The organism is Paucisalibacillus globulus DSM 18846, assembly GCF_000482485.1.
Taxonomy (GTDB): Bacteria; Bacillota; Bacilli; order Bacillales; family Amphibacillaceae; genus Ornithinibacillus; species Ornithinibacillus globulus.
Genome location: NZ_KI519441.1, coordinates 66,897 through 82,906 on the forward strand (window position 1 = coordinate 66,897; position 16,010 = coordinate 82,906).

The following is a 16,010-nucleotide window of genomic DNA, read 5'->3' on the forward strand; positions in this document are numbered from 1 at the left end:
CATCTAGGTCACAACGTCATGTTAAACAAGCAAGTTTAAAAAGAAAAGAACCGACCCACGTGGGGCGGTTCCACACTAACTATGAAGCAATCTTTGCCTCATTCTTTCTTTCTGAATGCTCTATAACAACACTTGCAGCAGCATCCCCCATAATATTTACCGATGTACGCATCATATCTAGAATTCGATCAATACCAGCAATCAAAGCAATTGCCTCTAGCGGAAGGTTAACAGCTGCCAATGTCATTGTAAGCATAACCATGCCGGCACCAGGCACCCCAGCAGCACCAATTGATGCTAGAGTTGCAACTAAGGCAACAATGATTAATTGACTAAAGGAAAGGAATTGGCCAAAATATTGTGCGGTAAACAGTACTGCTATACCTTGGTAGATTGCGGTGCCATCCATGTTAATGGTTGCTCCTAATGGCAAGACAAAACTAGTTGTTTCTTTGGAGACCCCGAGGTTTTCTTGCGTATTTTTCATGGTAACAGGTAATGTTCCAGAACTACTACAAGTTGTAAATGCAACGGTTGCCGCTGGGAAGATCCCTTTAAAAAAGTGGAGTGGACTCATTTTTCCTAGCGTTTTTAGTGCGATAGAATAGACGATGCCAACTTGGATTAAACAAGCAATTAGAACTGCTATAATTAATTTCATCAGTGGCATTAATACATCCAAACCATACTGTCCAACAATCGGTGCTAGTAAACCAAAAATTCCAAGGGGAACAAGCTTCATAACTACAGATGTAATTTTATACATAATTTCTGCCAGTCCATCAAAAAAACGTTGAACAGGTGCTGCTTTTTCTCCAACCATGATAATACCTAGACCAAGAAAAATGGCAAAGAAGATTATTTGCAGAACGTTTGCTGTTGCGAGGGATTCAATGGGATTAGTCGGTACGATATGAAGGAGTGTATCCACCACACTTTGCGTTTCACCAGATGGAATATTTTCGTCATTTAACTGAACATCTACGCCAGTTCCTGGTGATATAACAGAAGCGACTACAAGGCCGATAACAACAGCAAGAAAACTGGTAACAAGATAAAATGTAATTGTCTTTCCACCTAATCTACCAAGTTTCTTCATATCACCTGCACTAGTTACACCAACAACAATTGTTGCTAAAATTAACGGTACAATAATAAATTTAATTAAGCGTAAGAATAAGTCTCCCAGTGGCTGAACATACGTTGCGCTATCTCCAAAAATTAAACCAACAATAATAGCTAATGCAAAAGCAGCAAGTATTTGCCATAAAAAACTCTTTTTCATAGATAATTCTCCTTTCATTTGGTAAGATAAGAATAACTATGTCATGAAAATCTGTTCTCTCCTTTCTACAATAAGGATGGAAGCACTTTCAAAAATTCTTTAGCTTATTTGTATTCGACTTAAATGAAAATTATATTAGTATATCAAAAAAAACTTTTGATATTTACTATAAATACTACTTAAAAGTGAGGTGTGAGCATGTTAGTTCAAGCGGTTATAACCATAGGTGCAGTATTAGCTGTAATAGCTATTATCTTAGGCTTCATTTTCTTAAAATCTACAGGTGGCAAAGGCTATCTGGCTTATTATCCAAGCGCAATTCTTTTCTTTGGTGGAATTATTGTAGTTTGTGCAGCTACTCCTAAGAAGATTATGATTTGGGAAGCAGGACTAGGTGGATGGGGAATTGCATGCCTATTTGCTGCTGCTATCAGCTTCATGGTGACTAGTGTTAGTCATGCATATCAAGCACATGATGCAAAAGCATAAGCAGTTTAGATTGAATTACAAATTATTCACACATAGCTAAAAAACCTCGTACAGTTTGATAACATTCTGTACGAGGTTTGTTCTATAACTGGATTATTTTAAATAAGTGTTTCCATCACGTTGCTCAATTTTTCCATCTTTCATTAGTTTACCCAATGCTCGTTTGAATGCAGCTTTACTAATATTGAATGTCCCACGAATATCATCGGGATCACTTTTGTCACTAAATGGGATCATTCCATCGTGCTCCTCTAAATGCTCTAAAATCATATCCGCGTCCTCAACCATACCGTGTTGCTTTAATGGGCGAAGGGAGATATTAAGAGTCCCATCGTATTTCACTTCAATAACTCGTCCTTCTACTAATTCCCCAAGACGAGGTTCCACTTTTCTTTCAGAATGGTGGATAAACCCACGATAATCCTCATCTGTTATGATTGCAGAACCTTCTCTACTCGTATGGTAGACACGACCAGAAACCGTTTGATTCAATAAAGAATCAGGTGCAAGTTCAATTTCACGTGATATTACTCCTTCTGTAGCAGGGATAGCAAGTAATCTACCTTTCCGGTCCTTACCTAAAGTTACATAAAGCATATCGTCTTCATTAGGCCAAACATCTTCAAATAGGGGAAGATCATCTTTTGATACTAAAAATTCCTTTGTAGTACCTATATCAACGAAAACACCTAAATTAGGAAGTGCATTTACAACTTTACCCCAACCATATTCATCCATCACAGCATGAGGTAGTTTCATTGTTGCAGTTAAGTTTCCTTTTTTATCTTGATACAAAAATACATCAACTTCTTGTTCAATCTCTAGGTCAGCATCTGTTTCATTATGATGAAGTAAAGCTTCGGTCGTATTTTTTTTAACCACGTATCCATTATCGATTTTTCGATCGACAATCATTGTTTGAATGGTACCTATTTCATTCATACTTAAACCTCTTTTCATATGTATTGGAAAAGGGATACCCTAGTATTTAGGGTACCCCTTATATTTCTAAAGTAACACATCGTTTTATATATATCCCGAAACACTTCGGGTGGGAAATTCAGTTCTAATCTGTTTATCAAAAGTTGTTATCTCGGTAACGCTTCCGAGTTCTTTCTAGAATTTCACTTTAACCGCGGTAACTCTTCCACCTTAATTGATTATCGTTCTATCCCAGTGGTGATAGGATATTAGAAATCAATCCGATGTCTTCTAACTTAAGCAACGCAAGCCCAACCTTCTCTTACGTCCTTGCGACCCCTTAGTCGCGCCAGTGTGAATAAGCATCAACAAAAACATTGTAGAATGCCAGATTCGTATGTCACTTTAGGTAACCTAAATAGTATCGCATATAATATTTCTATTGTCAAATTTGCTTTTTAAGACACAGGACTTTATTAGAAATAAATATGGACAAGGAAAATAAGCTAAAAGCTACTATTGTTATTACTAAGTAGGGCTGAATGTGTATAACAGACTCGATTAGTGGAACAGTCCATTGATCAAGGTAATTAAAAATTATTTCATTTTCCATCCCGGAAATGTTAACTAGTGCATCTAATGTGTATAAAAAAACAGCAAAATAGCAGACAGCAATGATGATAATTGGTAATACAAAGGATTTAAATAGAAAGAAAAGTGGCACAAAACACGCAAGCATGATTAATCCTAAAGAGAGCAATATTACTACTTCTTTCCAACCAAATGTGAAAATATGGTATGGGACGAATCTAGCCATTAAATTACCCATAATTAGTTGATACACTATCGTTCCAATCCAAACAATGAGCATGGATAGATACCTCGAAATGACAAGACTACTCCTACTAACCGGTAAACTAACCATATAGCGAGTGATGTGAGCCTGATGATCACTATAAAATACACCTATAAATAATACTGGTAGTAACATTCCTAAACTAATTTGGAAAGGTGGGATTGTAAGAATATGGCCAACTGGTATTAAAATAGCTATTGCTACATATATACTTTTATAATTGATAAAGTCACGAATTAGTATACCTTTCATATATTGCACCTCCTATATAATGTCTCTTCGTTTAAATATTTGTATAGATAGTTGATAAGAAACAAATAAGCAAATGATCGATAGGATGATAGGCATTAGATATGGTTGGATAGTGAAAAGTTCCGCTATAAATGTTCTAATTAAATCATCGAATGTAATGAGTGTGTTTCCAACGGTCAATACATTTAAATAAATTAAGCATGTGAACGATATCATGAAAAATGTTGCAGCATGGATAAACTGTTTATAAAAGTAAAAGACAGGGATGTAAATAGAAAATAAAAGTGCTGTTATCCAATACTGCTGAATCAAATTAACAAAATCCACCCTTGAGAATACTGAAGATGGTACCACAATATGCCAAGCAAGATCCGCAATCCAAAGAGATCCAATGAATAGAACAGAAAGTGATACTAAAAATATATATCTAGCACGCACCATATCTTTTCTCCTTAAGGGAAGACTAACTAGGAATTGTTCGACATTATTCTGTTTTTCTATAAGGAAAACAATAAATAAGAAACTTAGTAAAGCCCAAATGAAGACACTAGAGCTAGGAAAATGAATCACATACGAAATTGGAATGATAGCAAGTAAGATAAGGATGTAAAGTTTTGTTGATTTCCAATCTCTAATAAATAACTGCCACATCCTAACCCTCCTTCCGAGTCATAAGAAACATAATATCTTCTAGATTAGCCTTTTCAATCACTATTTCATCACCAAATGTTTCAAAAATAGAAGGATTACCTTCATATAATCCTTGGAACCCTGTATCGGACATTTGTAGCCCAGTAAATAATCCCTTAGTATCTTCGTCAATCATATTCTTTGCACCTTTTACTAGATGAAAGCTTTCCCTAATGTCATCCATTCTTTTCTGAAAGAGGATTTTTCCTTCATAAATAAACACAATATAATCTGCAATTCGGTCTAAATCATTCGTTAAATGGGTGGATAGAAAAATAGTTTGATTTTCATTAACCATTAAATCCTGTAATAAATCCAATAGTTCCCTACGGAAAATTGGATCAAGTCCAGAGGTTGGTTCATCCATCACAATAAATTCTGGTCTATGACTCAATGCAAATAGAAGCGAGGTTTTCATTTTCATTCCCTTGGAAAACTTTTTGACTTTTTTTCGAAGTGGAAGCTCGAATATAGTTACATACTTTAGGAATAGTTCCTCATCCCAAGTTTTATAGAGTGGTGCAATGAAAGACTTCATATTATTAATGGAAAAATCGTCATACATAAAAAGCTCATCATAGACAAAACCAATTTTCTGTTTGTTTTGATGGTCTTTATGTGAGTTACCAAAAATCTGGATATCCCCTTCATCAATGTGCAAGATGTCCATTAACATTTGAATTGTTGTTGTTTTTCCACTGCCATTTGGTCCGATAAATCCTGTAATAAACCCATTAGGTATGGTGAATGACAAATTTTCAATGGAGAAATCTTTTCGTTTTTTAGTAACATTCTTGAATTCCACTGTATTCATCAGTTGTCCCCCTCATAATAAATTCCAATCATTTCTATTAAGTCATCCTTTGAAAGTCCGATATGTCTACCAGCTTTCACTAACTTTTCTAGGTCATTTTCTAATTCACGAATTTGCCATTCTCGTAATACATGTGGTTGCTGACCTGCAACATATGTACCTCTTCCAACTGCCGATATTAAATATCCTTCTTTCTCCAATTCCTCATATGCCCGTTTAGTGGTAATAACACTGACTTTTAAGTCTTTGGCAAGGACTCTCATGGAAGGTAGTGCATCACCCTCTTTTAATTCACCGGAAAAGATGTGCTGTTTGATTTGTTCTTTTATTTGAAGAAAGAGTGGATCTTTGTTGTTTGTGGAAATAATAATGTTCATTTATAACACCTCCTAATATGTATATATTGTATATAGTTTATATATACAATATATACACTAAGTGTCATGGATTGTCAATATAATTAATGAAAAATATTCAACATATATTTTCGTTGGAAAATAGGTGACATGATACGGTAATTTCAGAGGGGATAAAAGCTACCTGCATTCGATATAATTCTACAAAATATTGCCTGGGAAATAGTTAGAGACTGAAGCCAGACTAATCCTTAACAACCTTTAAAACAAGCTATCTTTCCATAAAAGTGGATAGAAAGTATTGTTTGAATGAACTATTTTCTTTAAAATAATAATAATGAATTAAACGTACAGGGAGGTTATAAAATGAGTATTAAAGTAAAAATTGATGATATCGTCGAAGGACTAGAGTTTCAAATGGATGATTACTCTACCCTACTAAATACTAAAACGAGTAAAGTAGTTTCCATTGCCAATCATTACCTAGGAAAAGCAGAAGATGGAGAATATGATGAAGCAGAGGATTTAGATGACGAAGAAGAAATGGCCTATGATATCGTAGAAAATTGGGATGATTATGAGGATCTACCTTCAACATTTGATATCAACGAATATGAAATGATAGAGGATTTCTGTTTTACTATTAGTAGTGAAGCGAAAAAGGATAGATTGCTACGAGCTATACAGGGGAAAGGTACTTTTAAAAGGTTCAAAGATACTGCTCATGATCTAGGCTTAATAGAGGATTGGTACAAGTATCGTGAGAATTGCTATAAACAAATTGCAATAAGGTTTTGTGAAGAATTAGATTTAGAATATATGGAATAAAGTTAAAGGGGTGGGTTATGAGTAAACAAAAAATAGAGCAACAGGTGAATAGATACGCAATAGAATTAATAAAAGAAAAAGGATATGTTAGTCCAATTGAGCTTCTCATTAAAATGGAACGACTGACACTAAAGCAAGTAGAGGATTGGCGATTCAGGAAAATCCCTTATCTAGAACGTGTTACTAATGGAAATCTATCAAAACTAAATTATACGCTTCAAGTATTAAAGAGATTTGCTGCGGAAATGAAACTTAAACCGTCAATCACTTCCTACAAATCCTGGGGGAAAGGTCCGAAAAAACTTCTTCTTTTTTCTAAGACAGGCAGTCCATATATAGAAGAGCTGTATTCCACACATTATGTTCGACCGAATAACAAGAAGATAGAGCAAAAGAATACATAAAAGGCAGGCAGGGATAGAAACTATAAAGTTAAGAGGGGAATATACATGGGAAAAGTTACAAAACTTAAAGTTACAGAACTAAAAAAGCATTTAAAAGAATATGACCAAAAGGAACTTATCAACCTAGTTACTGATTTGTATAAACTAAATGAAAATGTTCAACAATATTTAACTGTGAAATTTAATGGAGAAGAAACGATTAAGGATCTATATTTGAAGGCAAAGAAAGAAATAAGAGATGAATTCTTTCCAGATAAAGGCTCTGGCAAGATGCGTCTAGCAGAAGCAAAAAGCACTATTACTAATTTCAAAAAGCTAACAAACGATCATGTGAAGATGGTTGATTTAATGGTATTTTATGTAGAAGTTGGAACAGAATTTACAAATGCATATGGAGATATTGATGAGAGATTCTACTCTAGTATGTATTCCATGTACGATAAGGTGATCATGGAATGTGAAAAAGATGAAGCTTTATTTAAAGAATTTCATGATCGATTATATGGGATTATTGTTGATTCTGATGGTATTGGCTGGGGATATCCAGATGGATTGGAAAATCTTTACTATTCGATAAGTTGGTTAGAGGAAGAAGAGTAAATATATAATTTTTATTATGCGTAGCTACAGGGCTGTTAAAACGCTTGTAGCTACACTAGTTTCCAGTAGAAATATATAAAGTACATTTTTTACTCTTTTATTTTCTGAATATTGACATTATATATCATTTCCTATACTATATAAGTATTATGATAAAAGAAAACAAACAACAAAAAGTGTATCGTATTGTAAAGGGTAGGATTATTGAGCGTGAATATGTACCTGGGCAACGAATTGTAATTGATCAAATTGCAAAGGAGTTAGAAACGAGTTCTATCCCTGTTCGGGAGGCGTTACGTCAACTCGAGGCGGAAAGGCTAGTTGTATACAAACGAAATGTCGGTCCAGTTGTTGCGGCAGTGAATGAATCTGATTATTTGGATACTGTCCATGTACTTGCATTATTGGAGGGACAGGCTGCTTCCCTTGCTGCACGAAATTTTCCAAGAGAAGAGCTAGATGAATTAAGAAAGTTAAACCAATCGATGGAGGAGGCACTGAATGAATTTGATATTATCCAGTTCAGCAAATTAAATGCACTATTTCATCGTGTTATTTGTGAGCAGTGTGGTAATACATTTTTATTAGAAACGATTGAGAATACTTGGAATCGGATTGATTCAATACGAGGAACTGGATCAACCTTATATTCGAGACGGGTTAAAGAATCGATAGAAGAACATAATGAGATAATTGCTTTATTAGAAGCCGGGGCTACAGAAGAAATTGAAATAATGGCCCGCGCACATAAAATTCGTACGGCAGAGAACTTTGAAAAGAGAAGGAAGAATATGATTGAGACAAATACGATGACCTTTTGAATAAACTTTGGAAATTAGATTTATAACAGGAGTTTCATCGATAATAGAAAGTTTGAACAACATGCATGGATTTAGAAAAATAAACGGTTCCGTTATGGAATACAAAACCTTAATTACCAGCAAGAATAACATTTAATTTCAACAAATTTTAAGTGGTGAATAATAAGTAAAAAAAACACAAAATATAATGTTGGCTTCATCAAGATATTTGACGGAGCCATTTTAAGTATATTTTCTCTGTTATATTCAGAATAGACTTATTTTTGTGCTACCCTATAATTAGAATGTGAAAAGAGACATTTAAACTCCCTCAATTAGATTCAGGTCACTTGGTGTGAGTAAAGTCCATTACTAATGAATTTCTACCTTTTTATAATACCTTACAATTAATTAGAATCCTTTAGGAAAATTGGTATTGATTTTTTATTAATATGTTGAAATTTGAAAAGGGATAGTGAATAGATGATATACAAATATATAACAATTCCTCTATTTTCTATCAATTAGTCGTCTGGTAAACAAATACCGTGGAGGGTTCTGTCCTTGAAGAAAGGGGTACAACAACGGGGGCTAAGTGTTGAGAGGCGATTTAAGCTATGAATTGGATATTGCTATTTTTCTCAAACCTTATTTCAAACCAACGTTGACAATATGGTTTTGATATTATATTATCATTTTATAAAATGATAATAATAATTGGAGAGGAATTCTATGAAAGGAAAAGCCGATTTACTTCTTCATCCTGTGCGGATGCGAATTGTACAGCAATTGTTGCTAAACAAACCACTGACGATAGCTCAACTTGGAGAGATATTTGGAGATGTTCCTCAAGCTACGTTATATCGTCATATAAATATTTTACTCGAAGCAAACCTTATTGAAGTCATGGAAACGCAAAAGGTGAAAGGAACAGAGGAACGAAAATTCTCAGTCAAAATAGATAACTTGCAAATTCCTGAAAGCGAAATTGAAACAATCTCACAGGAAGACCATATCCGCCATTTTTCCGTATTTCACGGTAATTTACTTCAATTAGCGACATCTTATTTGGCTAATACGTCACCTGAACAGTACGAGCAAGAAGGATTTAGCTATGCGTATGTACCTTTGCATCTGTCAGATGGAGAATTTCAAGAGCTTACCCAGTCCATTCAACAAGCGATTGAGAAGGCGTTTAACAACCATTTAACTCCTGAACGAACCACTCGAATTTTTGGGAGTATATTTATTCCACAGAAATCACCAAAAGGGTAAGGGGAGACAACAGATACATTATGGTTATCACATTGGAATTGATGAAATGGGAGCTTGGTTACCGTTACTTTTGCCTATCTTAATTTTAAATCTGCTCTTATTTTCTATGGCATTATGCAATTTATGAAAAAAAGATCAAAGTGCTAATTATAAATGGTTTTGGGGTGCGGTATATAATATTGATTAACATAATCGACCCCATTTTGTATTTTGTCTTAGGAAGGAGGCAACGCTCAGATGCACATACTTCAAGTAAGTCAAATTCAAAAAAAGGTACGGAGATCATGAAGTCGTTCAAAATATCGACTTTCTTATTAATCAAGGAGAATGTGTGGCTCTTCTCGGTCCCAACGAAGCAGGTAAACCAACGATTATTAAAATGATTTTCGGTATAAGCAAACTTATAGGTGGGCAAATGTTGCTTAACGGAAAACGCCATGACAGAAATGCGTAAATTTATTAGGTATTGCGATCACATTACCTGATCTAACAGCAAGTGAATTGTTAGCTAGTGCCTTAACTGATTATTTTGACCAAATGGCTTAATTGTAATTGTGATGGTGGCGAGGGAGCCATCGTATCCGATAAAAATAATGGCATGTTAACGTTTATTCTGACACGCAACACTACACTTGTTACCTATTGTCTAGAACACCGGCCGTAGCATTGTAATCCTTTTTTTGTTCTGATTTTTTTGAAAATTGTTACTTTGTAGGATTTAGTATTCCAAGTGTCCTAAACCCAGCGCAATTATCCAATCAAGCTGTGATCATCATAACGTCAGGGAATGTGTTACCGCACTTTCACGATAATTGTATCCGTGTTACTCATTGTTTTCTGCTTATTCTTAGCAGTATCGTATTTAACTCGAAAGGAATTGCCTTCCATGTGATTTCTATAATTGGGTTACTGGTTAAATAATCCACGGAAGAATGCTGTGTAAATTGGAGGGGATTTAAGATGGGTTTTCAAGTTGTGGCAGGTGATCGTGAGTTACTACTGAATATTTCAGGATGGACAGCGGCTTTAACTTTGAGGAGAGAGATCAAAATAGATTACATCTCAATTGAAGAAATTCGGGTGGGGAAATTTCATTTTCCATGGACAGTGGCTATTAAAAGAACAGGCATTACGACATTTGGCTATAAAGCTGGAATATTCATGATTGAAGATAAGAAATATTTTTTAGCCTTTCATAACGAAAATGAAGTTGTCATGCTTAAATTGAAGGGATGTGAATTTGATTACATTGTATTTGAAAGTAGAAATTACAAACAATTGGTTCATGAAATTATGAGGAATTGTCCTTCAATCAACCTTATCGAAAACGAGTAAAAGGAAGATAAAATATGATTGAGAAACTCACTCTCTTTCTAATTATTGGTGCATCACTAGGATATGGAGAATTGCAGGATTGTTTTTTGTATTTGCGATATTTGTCATGAATGCTCTTTTTGGAGTCGGCAATTGAGGTGACTGAGACAGGTAAGTCCGTTATCCCGGAAAGTTACTTAGAAATGGGAGAGAAGGGGCTTTGCTATTTTTCGTAATATGAGGCCTATTATGAAATCATTACGAATATCAATCTATGCTAGATGAACTATAGCGCTTTAAAAACGTAAATCATGAAGCGTGGAAATACGGGTCCGATTATACATATCGGAAGCCTGTTTTCATAAAGTTCATTTTTTCTATTTTTGGAGGTGATATATGTAGATAATGCTTGCAAAGAAATCACTGTATCTATGGCTTTGGAACAAAGCTTATTACAATATCGTTGATAAAAATTAAGTTGGTCTGAAAAGAATAAAGTTAAAATTAGTTTTTTAAAGTGTCGATGGAAAACCTAATAAGGGAGGAACTATTTTGGGGCAATCAAAGCAAATGATGAATGAATGGTTACAACATCGAAATGTACTGGAAGAATTACTGGAACTTATTGATGACAAACATATTGATTTCAAACCCTGGGAAGGAGCTATGACACTTGGTGAACTCGCATTGCATGTTGCTGGATGGAATGATGTGTTCGTTTCAATGGTTAAGACTGAAGAATTTGCTTCACCAGACTTCACCGAATGTAAGACGATGGGGGACGTGCGCAAAGTCGTAAAGGACTTTACGAAAAAAACGAAGGCTACATATGAATCATTGACTGATGCAGACTTAGAAACTGAAAATAATTCATCGCACCCGAAACTGCAGGGGCCAAAAAAAAGATATCTAACTGCAATGTATGATCACGAACTCCACCATAAAGGACAACTTTTTATGTACGCACGTATGGTGGGTGTGAAAGAAGTTCCGTTTTTTCGCTAATTGTCGGTCGACGGAAAAGGGACCCATATGATTTCATTTAAAAATACCAACGTCACAGTATTGCAAAGCTCTTTAGTCCAAACAAATTCTACGGTGATTCAAACGAAAGATATGATGCTAGTGGTGGATCCTGCTTGGCTTCCAAAAGAAGTGGAACAATTAAAAAATGAGGTATCTAGAAAACGAAATGGTCGTCCGGTTTATTTATTATTCACCCATTCGCATTATGATCATGTTCTTGGATATGGGGCATTTGAAAATTCACAAACAATCGCAAGCGAGGGAGTCGCGGAGAATCCAGACTAGGAAAAAGTAATCAAGAAAATTAAGGACTTTGACGACGAAATTTATCTACATCGAAATTATGAAATACAGTACCCAAAGATTGATCATCTGGTTCGTGAGGATGGCCATAAGATCAAGATTGGGAGTACCGAACTTGCTTCTATAAATCACCTGGGCATACAGCTGATGGTATTTTTACATTGATTGATTCCTTAGGTGTATTTATAACGGGCGAGATGTTGAATTTCCCTTTATCGAGGATAGCTGTGATTATGAAGAGACCTTGTTAAAGTCAGAATGGATTACACAAAATCATCCAGTCAAACTTTTGGTTCCTGGTCATGGGCAACCTGTGGAAGATCCTGAGGAGATTCGCAGAAGACAACAGAATGATTTAATGTATATTCGAGAGCTAAGGAAATCCATATCAGGAGGGGAAAATAGTCAGAATCTGGAGGAATATATCAATCAGTATCAATTTATCGGTGGAATTAGACGCAACCATTATAACAATATCGCAGTAATAAAAGATGAACTTGGAATCAACTGACTTAATGGGGGTTAAAGTGAATAAATCAATCCCGCTTAACTGTTACAATCTATGAATCTTAGAACATAGAATCATTCAATACATCATAATTCAAAGCCTGGTAATGATGTAGAAGAATTTGTTCTTACCCTCAACTAAAGAAATTCAAGCCATGTTGCTTGTTCTTTTATAGGGCGTTTTAATGGCATAAGGATGGTTCACAGCAATGGTCAAACTTTAAATTCCAAAGCAACTATAAAAGCCGATACTTCCTTAACGTGGGGAAAATTGACTTTCTTTATGTCAAAATTTGCTTAGCATATGTTTTGCTCTTTTTGTTGGTAGGCCCCCTAGATTAGATAAATGACAGGAGAGGAAAAATGGATTGGATTGATAGATTGAATAATGCTTTGGATTACATTGAAAACAACCTAGAGGAGGATATAGATTATAAGAGGCAGCCATTATGGATGAAGAATTTACATACTTATGGGTGTTCGATATGATGAAGATGTCCCAGGTGGTATAGAAACTCTCTCTATTACTCACAGGACCTGGGCTGTATTTCCAGGTAGTGTATGCTTGGAAGCAACTATATACAGAATGGGTTCCAACCTCTGGTTATGAACTTGCTGATATACCATGTATAGAATGCTATTATCCACTAAAGCATAAACCTCGAAACGAACTTTGGGTTCCTGTACTACCTAAATAAATTTATAATAATAATTAGAATCAAACGTACAAGAAGCGAACTTCCAAAAAATGTGGCAGCCCCAATTACTACATTATTATTGCATAACATAATCAATCAACTAGGATTTCGAAATAATGTCATGAAGAATCGGGTGTAATATTTCTAGAAGGAAAGATGCTGGTACAACTTTCGGAATTTCAAGCATCAATAAATAATAAATGTTCTTCCAGAAACATGAGCAAGAGCTAAACAAAGGTAGTGCTAGTGGGGCACCAATTTAGAGAAATTATTAAGCTGAAGTTGCAGAAAAGTTGAAGAAAGGCAATTCCAGATGGGGGAAAGATAATGGAAATAAGAAGTTCTGTACAAGCTGTTATTGTAAAAAGGGAAAAAATCCTGACAGTTAAGAAAGTCACTTATGATAATAAAACGATGTATATTTTGCCAGGAGGCGGGCAAGAACATGGCGAAACGTTGAAAGAAGCAGTTGTCAGGGAGTGCAAGGAAGAAACAGGTTTATTAGTAGAGGCGAAGGAACTCCTGTATGTATCGGAATATATAGGTAAAAATCATGAACATGCTGAATGGGATTCGCATATTCATGTTGTTGTACATCTTTTTCTCTGCTCTATAATAGATGAGAGTGCTTTCAATAAAGGTATTGAAACTGATCCTGAACAAGTGGCATTAGAATGGTTACCATTAGAAAAATTATCAACCTATGAGTTTTATCCTTATAAAATCATACCTCATTTGACAAATGGTATAAGTAATAAAAAGACTCAAGTATATGTAGGTGATATGGGATAATAAAGGGGGTTAGTCATTTTAACAAAACTAGTAATAATTACTACGCTAATATAAAGTCAAAAGTGTAAAAACATTGTTATTCCTATGGATAATAGTAGGTGAATTATCTTTTTAATTCACCTACTAAAAACAATTCTTTTTTCAATTTTGTTCTTCACAGCGGAATGTAAGTTAAATAAGTATGCGTTTTTAATTCTACTTCCCTTTTAGAACTATAGCTCATTCTTAATGATTATTAGGACCCAACGACTATTAAAACAATATCATCTATCCTCGAACGCATAACAGCAAGATGACCTCCAAAGGGTTTTTCAATCGGTGTTTGAATCCAATCAATATATTCATTTTCTATATGAGCATGATAAAATTCTTTCACATTTTCCACTAATACTTCAATATCAGGTTCTTTTAAACTCTCGCTATCATGTAATACAAACTCAGTATTTCCATCAATAAATGATAACCCTACCATATTAGAACCATCCGTTTGGTTAGAACGAAACAATTCACTTGCTCCAAATGTATTCTTATAGAACGCCATCGATTGCTCCAGGTTAGGGGTGTAGAGTGAAATTGCTTGAATTTGCTTTATGTTACCTTTTTGTATTGTATCCATCAAATTACTCCTTTTTATTTTTATTATCCACATTATAGTACATATGTTCCTGTTCTGCTATATTTTTTTAAAGATGCTAATGATTTTCATTAAATTCTCAAGTGATTCTTTAATTAATTTACAAGTAATGTTTAGGATGGAAAATCCATAAAACCAAGCAAATATTCTCTGTTGACATGACATATGAAATCATATATGATTTAATTGTTCAGAAAATTTATAGTTATTTAATTTATTGAAATCAATGGGTTGGAGGTAATCAAATGGCTTTTAAAGAAGCAAAAGAAAGATTCCGAGGCTCGATTGCACCTGTGATTACACCTTTTGACGAGGACGAGCGAATTGATTTTGAAAAGTTTCAGGAATTAATCAATTGGCAGATTGCTAGTGGGAGTCACGGGATTTCCGTTACAGGTACTTCTGGAGAACCTAGCTCCATGTCGGTAGAAGAAAGAATTCAGGTAATGGAAGTTGCCTGTAAAACAGTAAACGGGCGAGTACCTTTTATTCCTGGAACAGGATCAACAAACCACCGAGAAACACTCCGAATGACAAGAGCTGCACAAGAAATGGGAGCAGATGGCGCAATGGTCATTGTCCCTTACTACAACAAACCTAACCAACACGCGTTATACAAACACTTCAAAGCGATAGCAGATTCAGTAGACATACCCATCATTTTATATAATATACCAGGTCGAACAGCAGTAAATTTGGAAGCGGTTACAATCGCTAGACTTGCTGAAGACTGCCCAAACATTATTGGTGTAAAAGAGGCAAATAAGGATTTTGAACATGTAAATAACGTATTACTAAAGTGTGGACGTGATTTTAATCTTTACTCTGGTATAGAGGTACTATGTTACCCGATGCTCGCAATTGGGGGAGCAGGTCATATTAGCGCGACATCAAATGTAGCACCAAGAGAAGTTGCGGAAGTTTATAATCGCTGGGCAGCGGGTGATGTAAAAGGCGCCCAAGACTTACATTATGAATTAATGCCATTAAATGATGTGCTTTTCCGTGATACAAACCCAGCCCCAGCAAAAGCAGCACTAGGAATGATGGGGAAAATTAAACCTATTTTAAGAAAACCATTAGATGTTCCATCACCTCAAGTTCAAGCAGAGATTCGTGAAGTATTGCTAGATTACCAACTAATCACAGAAGATGTGAATATCTAG

At 35.0% G+C, this 16,010-nt stretch carries 22 protein-coding genes; 15 read left to right on the top strand and 7 right to left on the bottom strand.

Annotated features, from left to right (window positions below):
* Window positions 1-79: 79 nt before the first annotated feature.
* Window positions 80-1,285, bottom strand: a complete 1,206-nt coding sequence (locus tag K332_RS0121170; RefSeq protein WP_026909275.1) for a dicarboxylate/amino acid:cation symporter — start codon at window positions 1,283-1,285, stop codon at window positions 80-82.
* Window positions 1,286-1,483: 198 nt separating this feature from the next.
* Here K332_RS0121170 and K332_RS0121175 point away from each other — a divergent pair, with 198 nt between their 5' ends.
* A complete protein-coding gene (locus K332_RS0121175; protein ID WP_036689567.1) occupies window positions 1,484-1,774 on the top strand; it encodes a hypothetical protein in 291 nt (96 codons plus the stop codon).
* Between the two features lie 93 nt (window positions 1,775-1,867).
* Here the strand turns inward: K332_RS0121175 and K332_RS0121180 are convergent, their stop codons facing one another.
* The 5 genes from K332_RS0121180 to K332_RS0121200 all read right to left on the bottom strand — a co-directional run bounded on the left by K332_RS0121180 (window position 1,868) and on the right by K332_RS0121200 (window position 5,684).
* On the bottom strand, window positions 1,868-2,716 hold the full coding sequence (locus tag K332_RS0121180) for a CvfB family protein (RefSeq protein WP_026909277.1): 849 nt from the start codon (window positions 2,714-2,716) through the stop codon (window positions 1,868-1,870).
* 424 nt (window positions 2,717-3,140) lie between these two features.
* Entirely contained in the window at window positions 3,141-3,803 is a 663-nt protein-coding gene (locus K332_RS0121185; RefSeq protein WP_026909278.1) for an ABC-2 transporter permease, read from the bottom strand.
* 12 nt (window positions 3,804-3,815) lie between these two features.
* Window positions 3,816-4,454 carry an ABC-2 transporter permease gene (locus K332_RS0121190; protein WP_026909279.1) on the bottom strand — a complete coding sequence of 213 codons (639 nt, stop codon included), beginning with the start codon at window positions 4,452-4,454 and terminating at the stop codon, window positions 3,816-3,818.
* Between the two features lies 1 nt (window position 4,455).
* Window positions 4,456-5,310: an ABC transporter ATP-binding protein gene (locus K332_RS0121195; RefSeq protein ID WP_026909280.1), complete on the bottom strand. Its 855-nt coding sequence runs from the start codon at window positions 5,308-5,310 to the stop codon at window positions 4,456-4,458.
* Window positions 5,307-5,684 (bottom strand): GntR family transcriptional regulator, encoded by a 378-nt coding sequence (locus K332_RS0121200; RefSeq protein ID WP_026909281.1) that lies wholly within the window; start codon window positions 5,682-5,684, stop codon window positions 5,307-5,309. Before K332_RS0121200 ends, K332_RS0121195 begins: the two co-directional genes overlap by 4 nt.
* A 345-nt stretch (window positions 5,685-6,029) precedes the next feature.
* Here K332_RS0121200 and K332_RS0121205 point away from each other — a divergent pair, with 345 nt between their 5' ends.
* The 13 genes from K332_RS0121205 to K332_RS0121260 all read left to right on the top strand — a co-directional run bounded on the left by K332_RS0121205 (window position 6,030) and on the right by K332_RS0121260 (window position 14,210).
* A complete protein-coding gene (locus K332_RS0121205; protein WP_026909282.1) occupies window positions 6,030-6,491 on the top strand; it encodes a UPF0158 family protein in 462 nt (153 codons plus the stop codon).
* Window positions 6,492-6,508: 17 nt separating this feature from the next.
* Window positions 6,509-6,895 (top strand): hypothetical protein, encoded by a 387-nt coding sequence (locus K332_RS23105; protein WP_051359577.1) that lies wholly within the window; start codon window positions 6,509-6,511, stop codon window positions 6,893-6,895.
* Between the two features lie 45 nt (window positions 6,896-6,940).
* Window positions 6,941-7,495 carry a DUF6155 family protein gene (locus K332_RS24265; protein WP_026909283.1) on the top strand — a complete coding sequence of 185 codons (555 nt, stop codon included), beginning with the start codon at window positions 6,941-6,943 and terminating at the stop codon, window positions 7,493-7,495.
* Between the two features lie 149 nt (window positions 7,496-7,644).
* Window positions 7,645-8,316 carry a GntR family transcriptional regulator gene (locus K332_RS0121220; protein ID WP_036689572.1) on the top strand — a complete coding sequence of 224 codons (672 nt, stop codon included), beginning with the start codon at window positions 7,645-7,647 and terminating at the stop codon, window positions 8,314-8,316.
* 711 nt (window positions 8,317-9,027) lie between these two features.
* Window positions 9,028-9,570: a helix-turn-helix domain-containing protein gene (locus K332_RS0121225; RefSeq protein ID WP_026909285.1), complete on the top strand. Its 543-nt coding sequence runs from the start codon at window positions 9,028-9,030 to the stop codon at window positions 9,568-9,570.
* A gap of 301 nt (window positions 9,571-9,871) precedes the next feature.
* Entirely contained in the window at window positions 9,872-10,024 is a 153-nt protein-coding gene (locus K332_RS24900) for an ATP-binding cassette domain-containing protein (RefSeq protein WP_084288225.1), read from the top strand.
* Window positions 10,025-10,530: 506 nt separating this feature from the next.
* Window positions 10,531-10,905 carry a hypothetical protein gene (locus K332_RS0121235; RefSeq protein WP_026909286.1) on the top strand — a complete coding sequence of 125 codons (375 nt, stop codon included), beginning with the start codon at window positions 10,531-10,533 and terminating at the stop codon, window positions 10,903-10,905.
* Between the two features lie 531 nt (window positions 10,906-11,436).
* The gene (locus K332_RS0121240; protein WP_026909287.1) at window positions 11,437-11,889 is read left to right on the top strand and encodes a DinB family protein; all 453 of its coding nucleotides are present in this window, start codon (window positions 11,437-11,439) and stop codon (window positions 11,887-11,889) included.
* 27 nt (window positions 11,890-11,916) lie between these two features.
* Entirely contained in the window at window positions 11,917-12,195 is a 279-nt protein-coding gene (locus K332_RS23450) for an MBL fold metallo-hydrolase (RefSeq protein ID WP_026909288.1), read from the top strand.
* A 262-nt stretch (window positions 12,196-12,457) separates the two neighbouring features.
* Complete coding sequence (locus K332_RS23455; protein WP_026909289.1) at window positions 12,458-12,724, top strand: hypothetical protein; 267 nt, start codon at window positions 12,458-12,460, stop codon at window positions 12,722-12,724.
* Between the two features lie 359 nt (window positions 12,725-13,083).
* Window positions 13,084-13,209, top strand: coding sequence for a hypothetical protein (locus K332_RS24905; RefSeq protein ID WP_425414470.1), 126 nt, complete (start codon window positions 13,084-13,086; stop codon window positions 13,207-13,209).
* A gap of 53 nt (window positions 13,210-13,262) precedes the next feature.
* Window positions 13,263-13,418: a GyrI-like domain-containing protein gene (locus tag K332_RS24910; RefSeq protein ID WP_425414471.1), complete on the top strand. Its 156-nt coding sequence runs from the start codon at window positions 13,263-13,265 to the stop codon at window positions 13,416-13,418.
* 327 nt (window positions 13,419-13,745) lie between these two features.
* On the top strand, window positions 13,746-14,210 hold the full coding sequence (locus K332_RS0121260; protein WP_026909290.1) for an NUDIX domain-containing protein: 465 nt from the start codon (window positions 13,746-13,748) through the stop codon (window positions 14,208-14,210).
* A gap of 235 nt (window positions 14,211-14,445) precedes the next feature.
* Here the strand turns inward: K332_RS0121260 and K332_RS0121265 are convergent, their stop codons facing one another.
* Window positions 14,446-14,826 (bottom strand): VOC family protein, encoded by a 381-nt coding sequence (locus tag K332_RS0121265; RefSeq protein WP_026909291.1) that lies wholly within the window; start codon window positions 14,824-14,826, stop codon window positions 14,446-14,448.
* 263 nt (window positions 14,827-15,089) lie between these two features.
* Here K332_RS0121265 and hpaI point away from each other — a divergent pair, with 263 nt between their 5' ends.
* Window positions 15,090-16,010, top strand: a complete 921-nt coding sequence (gene hpaI, locus K332_RS0121270) for a 2,4-dihydroxyhept-2-ene-1,7-dioic acid aldolase (protein WP_026909292.1) — start codon at window positions 15,090-15,092, stop codon at window positions 16,008-16,010.

Bases quoted from the DNA above. Each gene is read 5' to 3' on its own strand.
- K332_RS0121190 (WP_026909279.1), bottom strand. From the start codon at position 4,454: ATGTGGCAGTTATTTATTAGAGATTGGAAATCAACAAAACTTTACATC.
- K332_RS0121205 (WP_026909282.1), top strand. From the start codon at position 6,030: ATGAGTATTAAAGTAAAAATTGATGATATCGTCGAAGGACTAGAGTTT.
- K332_RS0121200 (WP_026909281.1), bottom strand. From the start codon at position 5,684: ATGAACATTATTATTTCCACAAACAACAAAGATCCACTCTTTCTTCAA.
- hpaI (WP_026909292.1), top strand. From the start codon at position 15,090: ATGGCTTTTAAAGAAGCAAAAGAAAGATTCCGAGGCTCGATTGCACCT.
- K332_RS0121175 (WP_036689567.1), top strand. From the start codon at position 1,484: ATGTTAGTTCAAGCGGTTATAACCATAGGTGCAGTATTAGCTGTAATA.
- K332_RS24265 (WP_026909283.1), top strand. From the start codon at position 6,941: ATGGGAAAAGTTACAAAACTTAAAGTTACAGAACTAAAAAAGCATTTA.
- K332_RS0121170 (WP_026909275.1), bottom strand. From the start codon at position 1,285: ATGAAAAAGAGTTTTTTATGGCAAATACTTGCTGCTTTTGCATTAGCT.
- K332_RS24905 (WP_425414470.1), top strand. From the start codon at position 13,084: ATGGATTGGATTGATAGATTGAATAATGCTTTGGATTACATTGAAAAC.
- K332_RS23105 (WP_051359577.1), top strand. From the start codon at position 6,509: ATGAGTAAACAAAAAATAGAGCAACAGGTGAATAGATACGCAATAGAA.
- K332_RS0121180 (WP_026909277.1), bottom strand. From the start codon at position 2,716: ATGAATGAAATAGGTACCATTCAAACAATGATTGTCGATCGAAAAATC.
- K332_RS0121185 (WP_026909278.1), bottom strand. From the start codon at position 3,803: ATGAAAGGTATACTAATTCGTGACTTTATCAATTATAAAAGTATATAT.
- K332_RS0121260 (WP_026909290.1), top strand. From the start codon at position 13,746: ATGGAAATAAGAAGTTCTGTACAAGCTGTTATTGTAAAAAGGGAAAAA.
- K332_RS0121220 (WP_036689572.1), top strand. From the start codon at position 7,645: ATGATAAAAGAAAACAAACAACAAAAAGTGTATCGTATTGTAAAGGGT.
- K332_RS0121265 (WP_026909291.1), bottom strand. From the start codon at position 14,826: ATGGATACAATACAAAAAGGTAACATAAAGCAAATTCAAGCAATTTCA.
- K332_RS23450 (WP_026909288.1), top strand. From the start codon at position 11,917: ATGATTTCATTTAAAAATACCAACGTCACAGTATTGCAAAGCTCTTTA.
- K332_RS0121225 (WP_026909285.1), top strand. From the start codon at position 9,028: ATGAAAGGAAAAGCCGATTTACTTCTTCATCCTGTGCGGATGCGAATT.
- K332_RS0121235 (WP_026909286.1), top strand. From the start codon at position 10,531: ATGGGTTTTCAAGTTGTGGCAGGTGATCGTGAGTTACTACTGAATATT.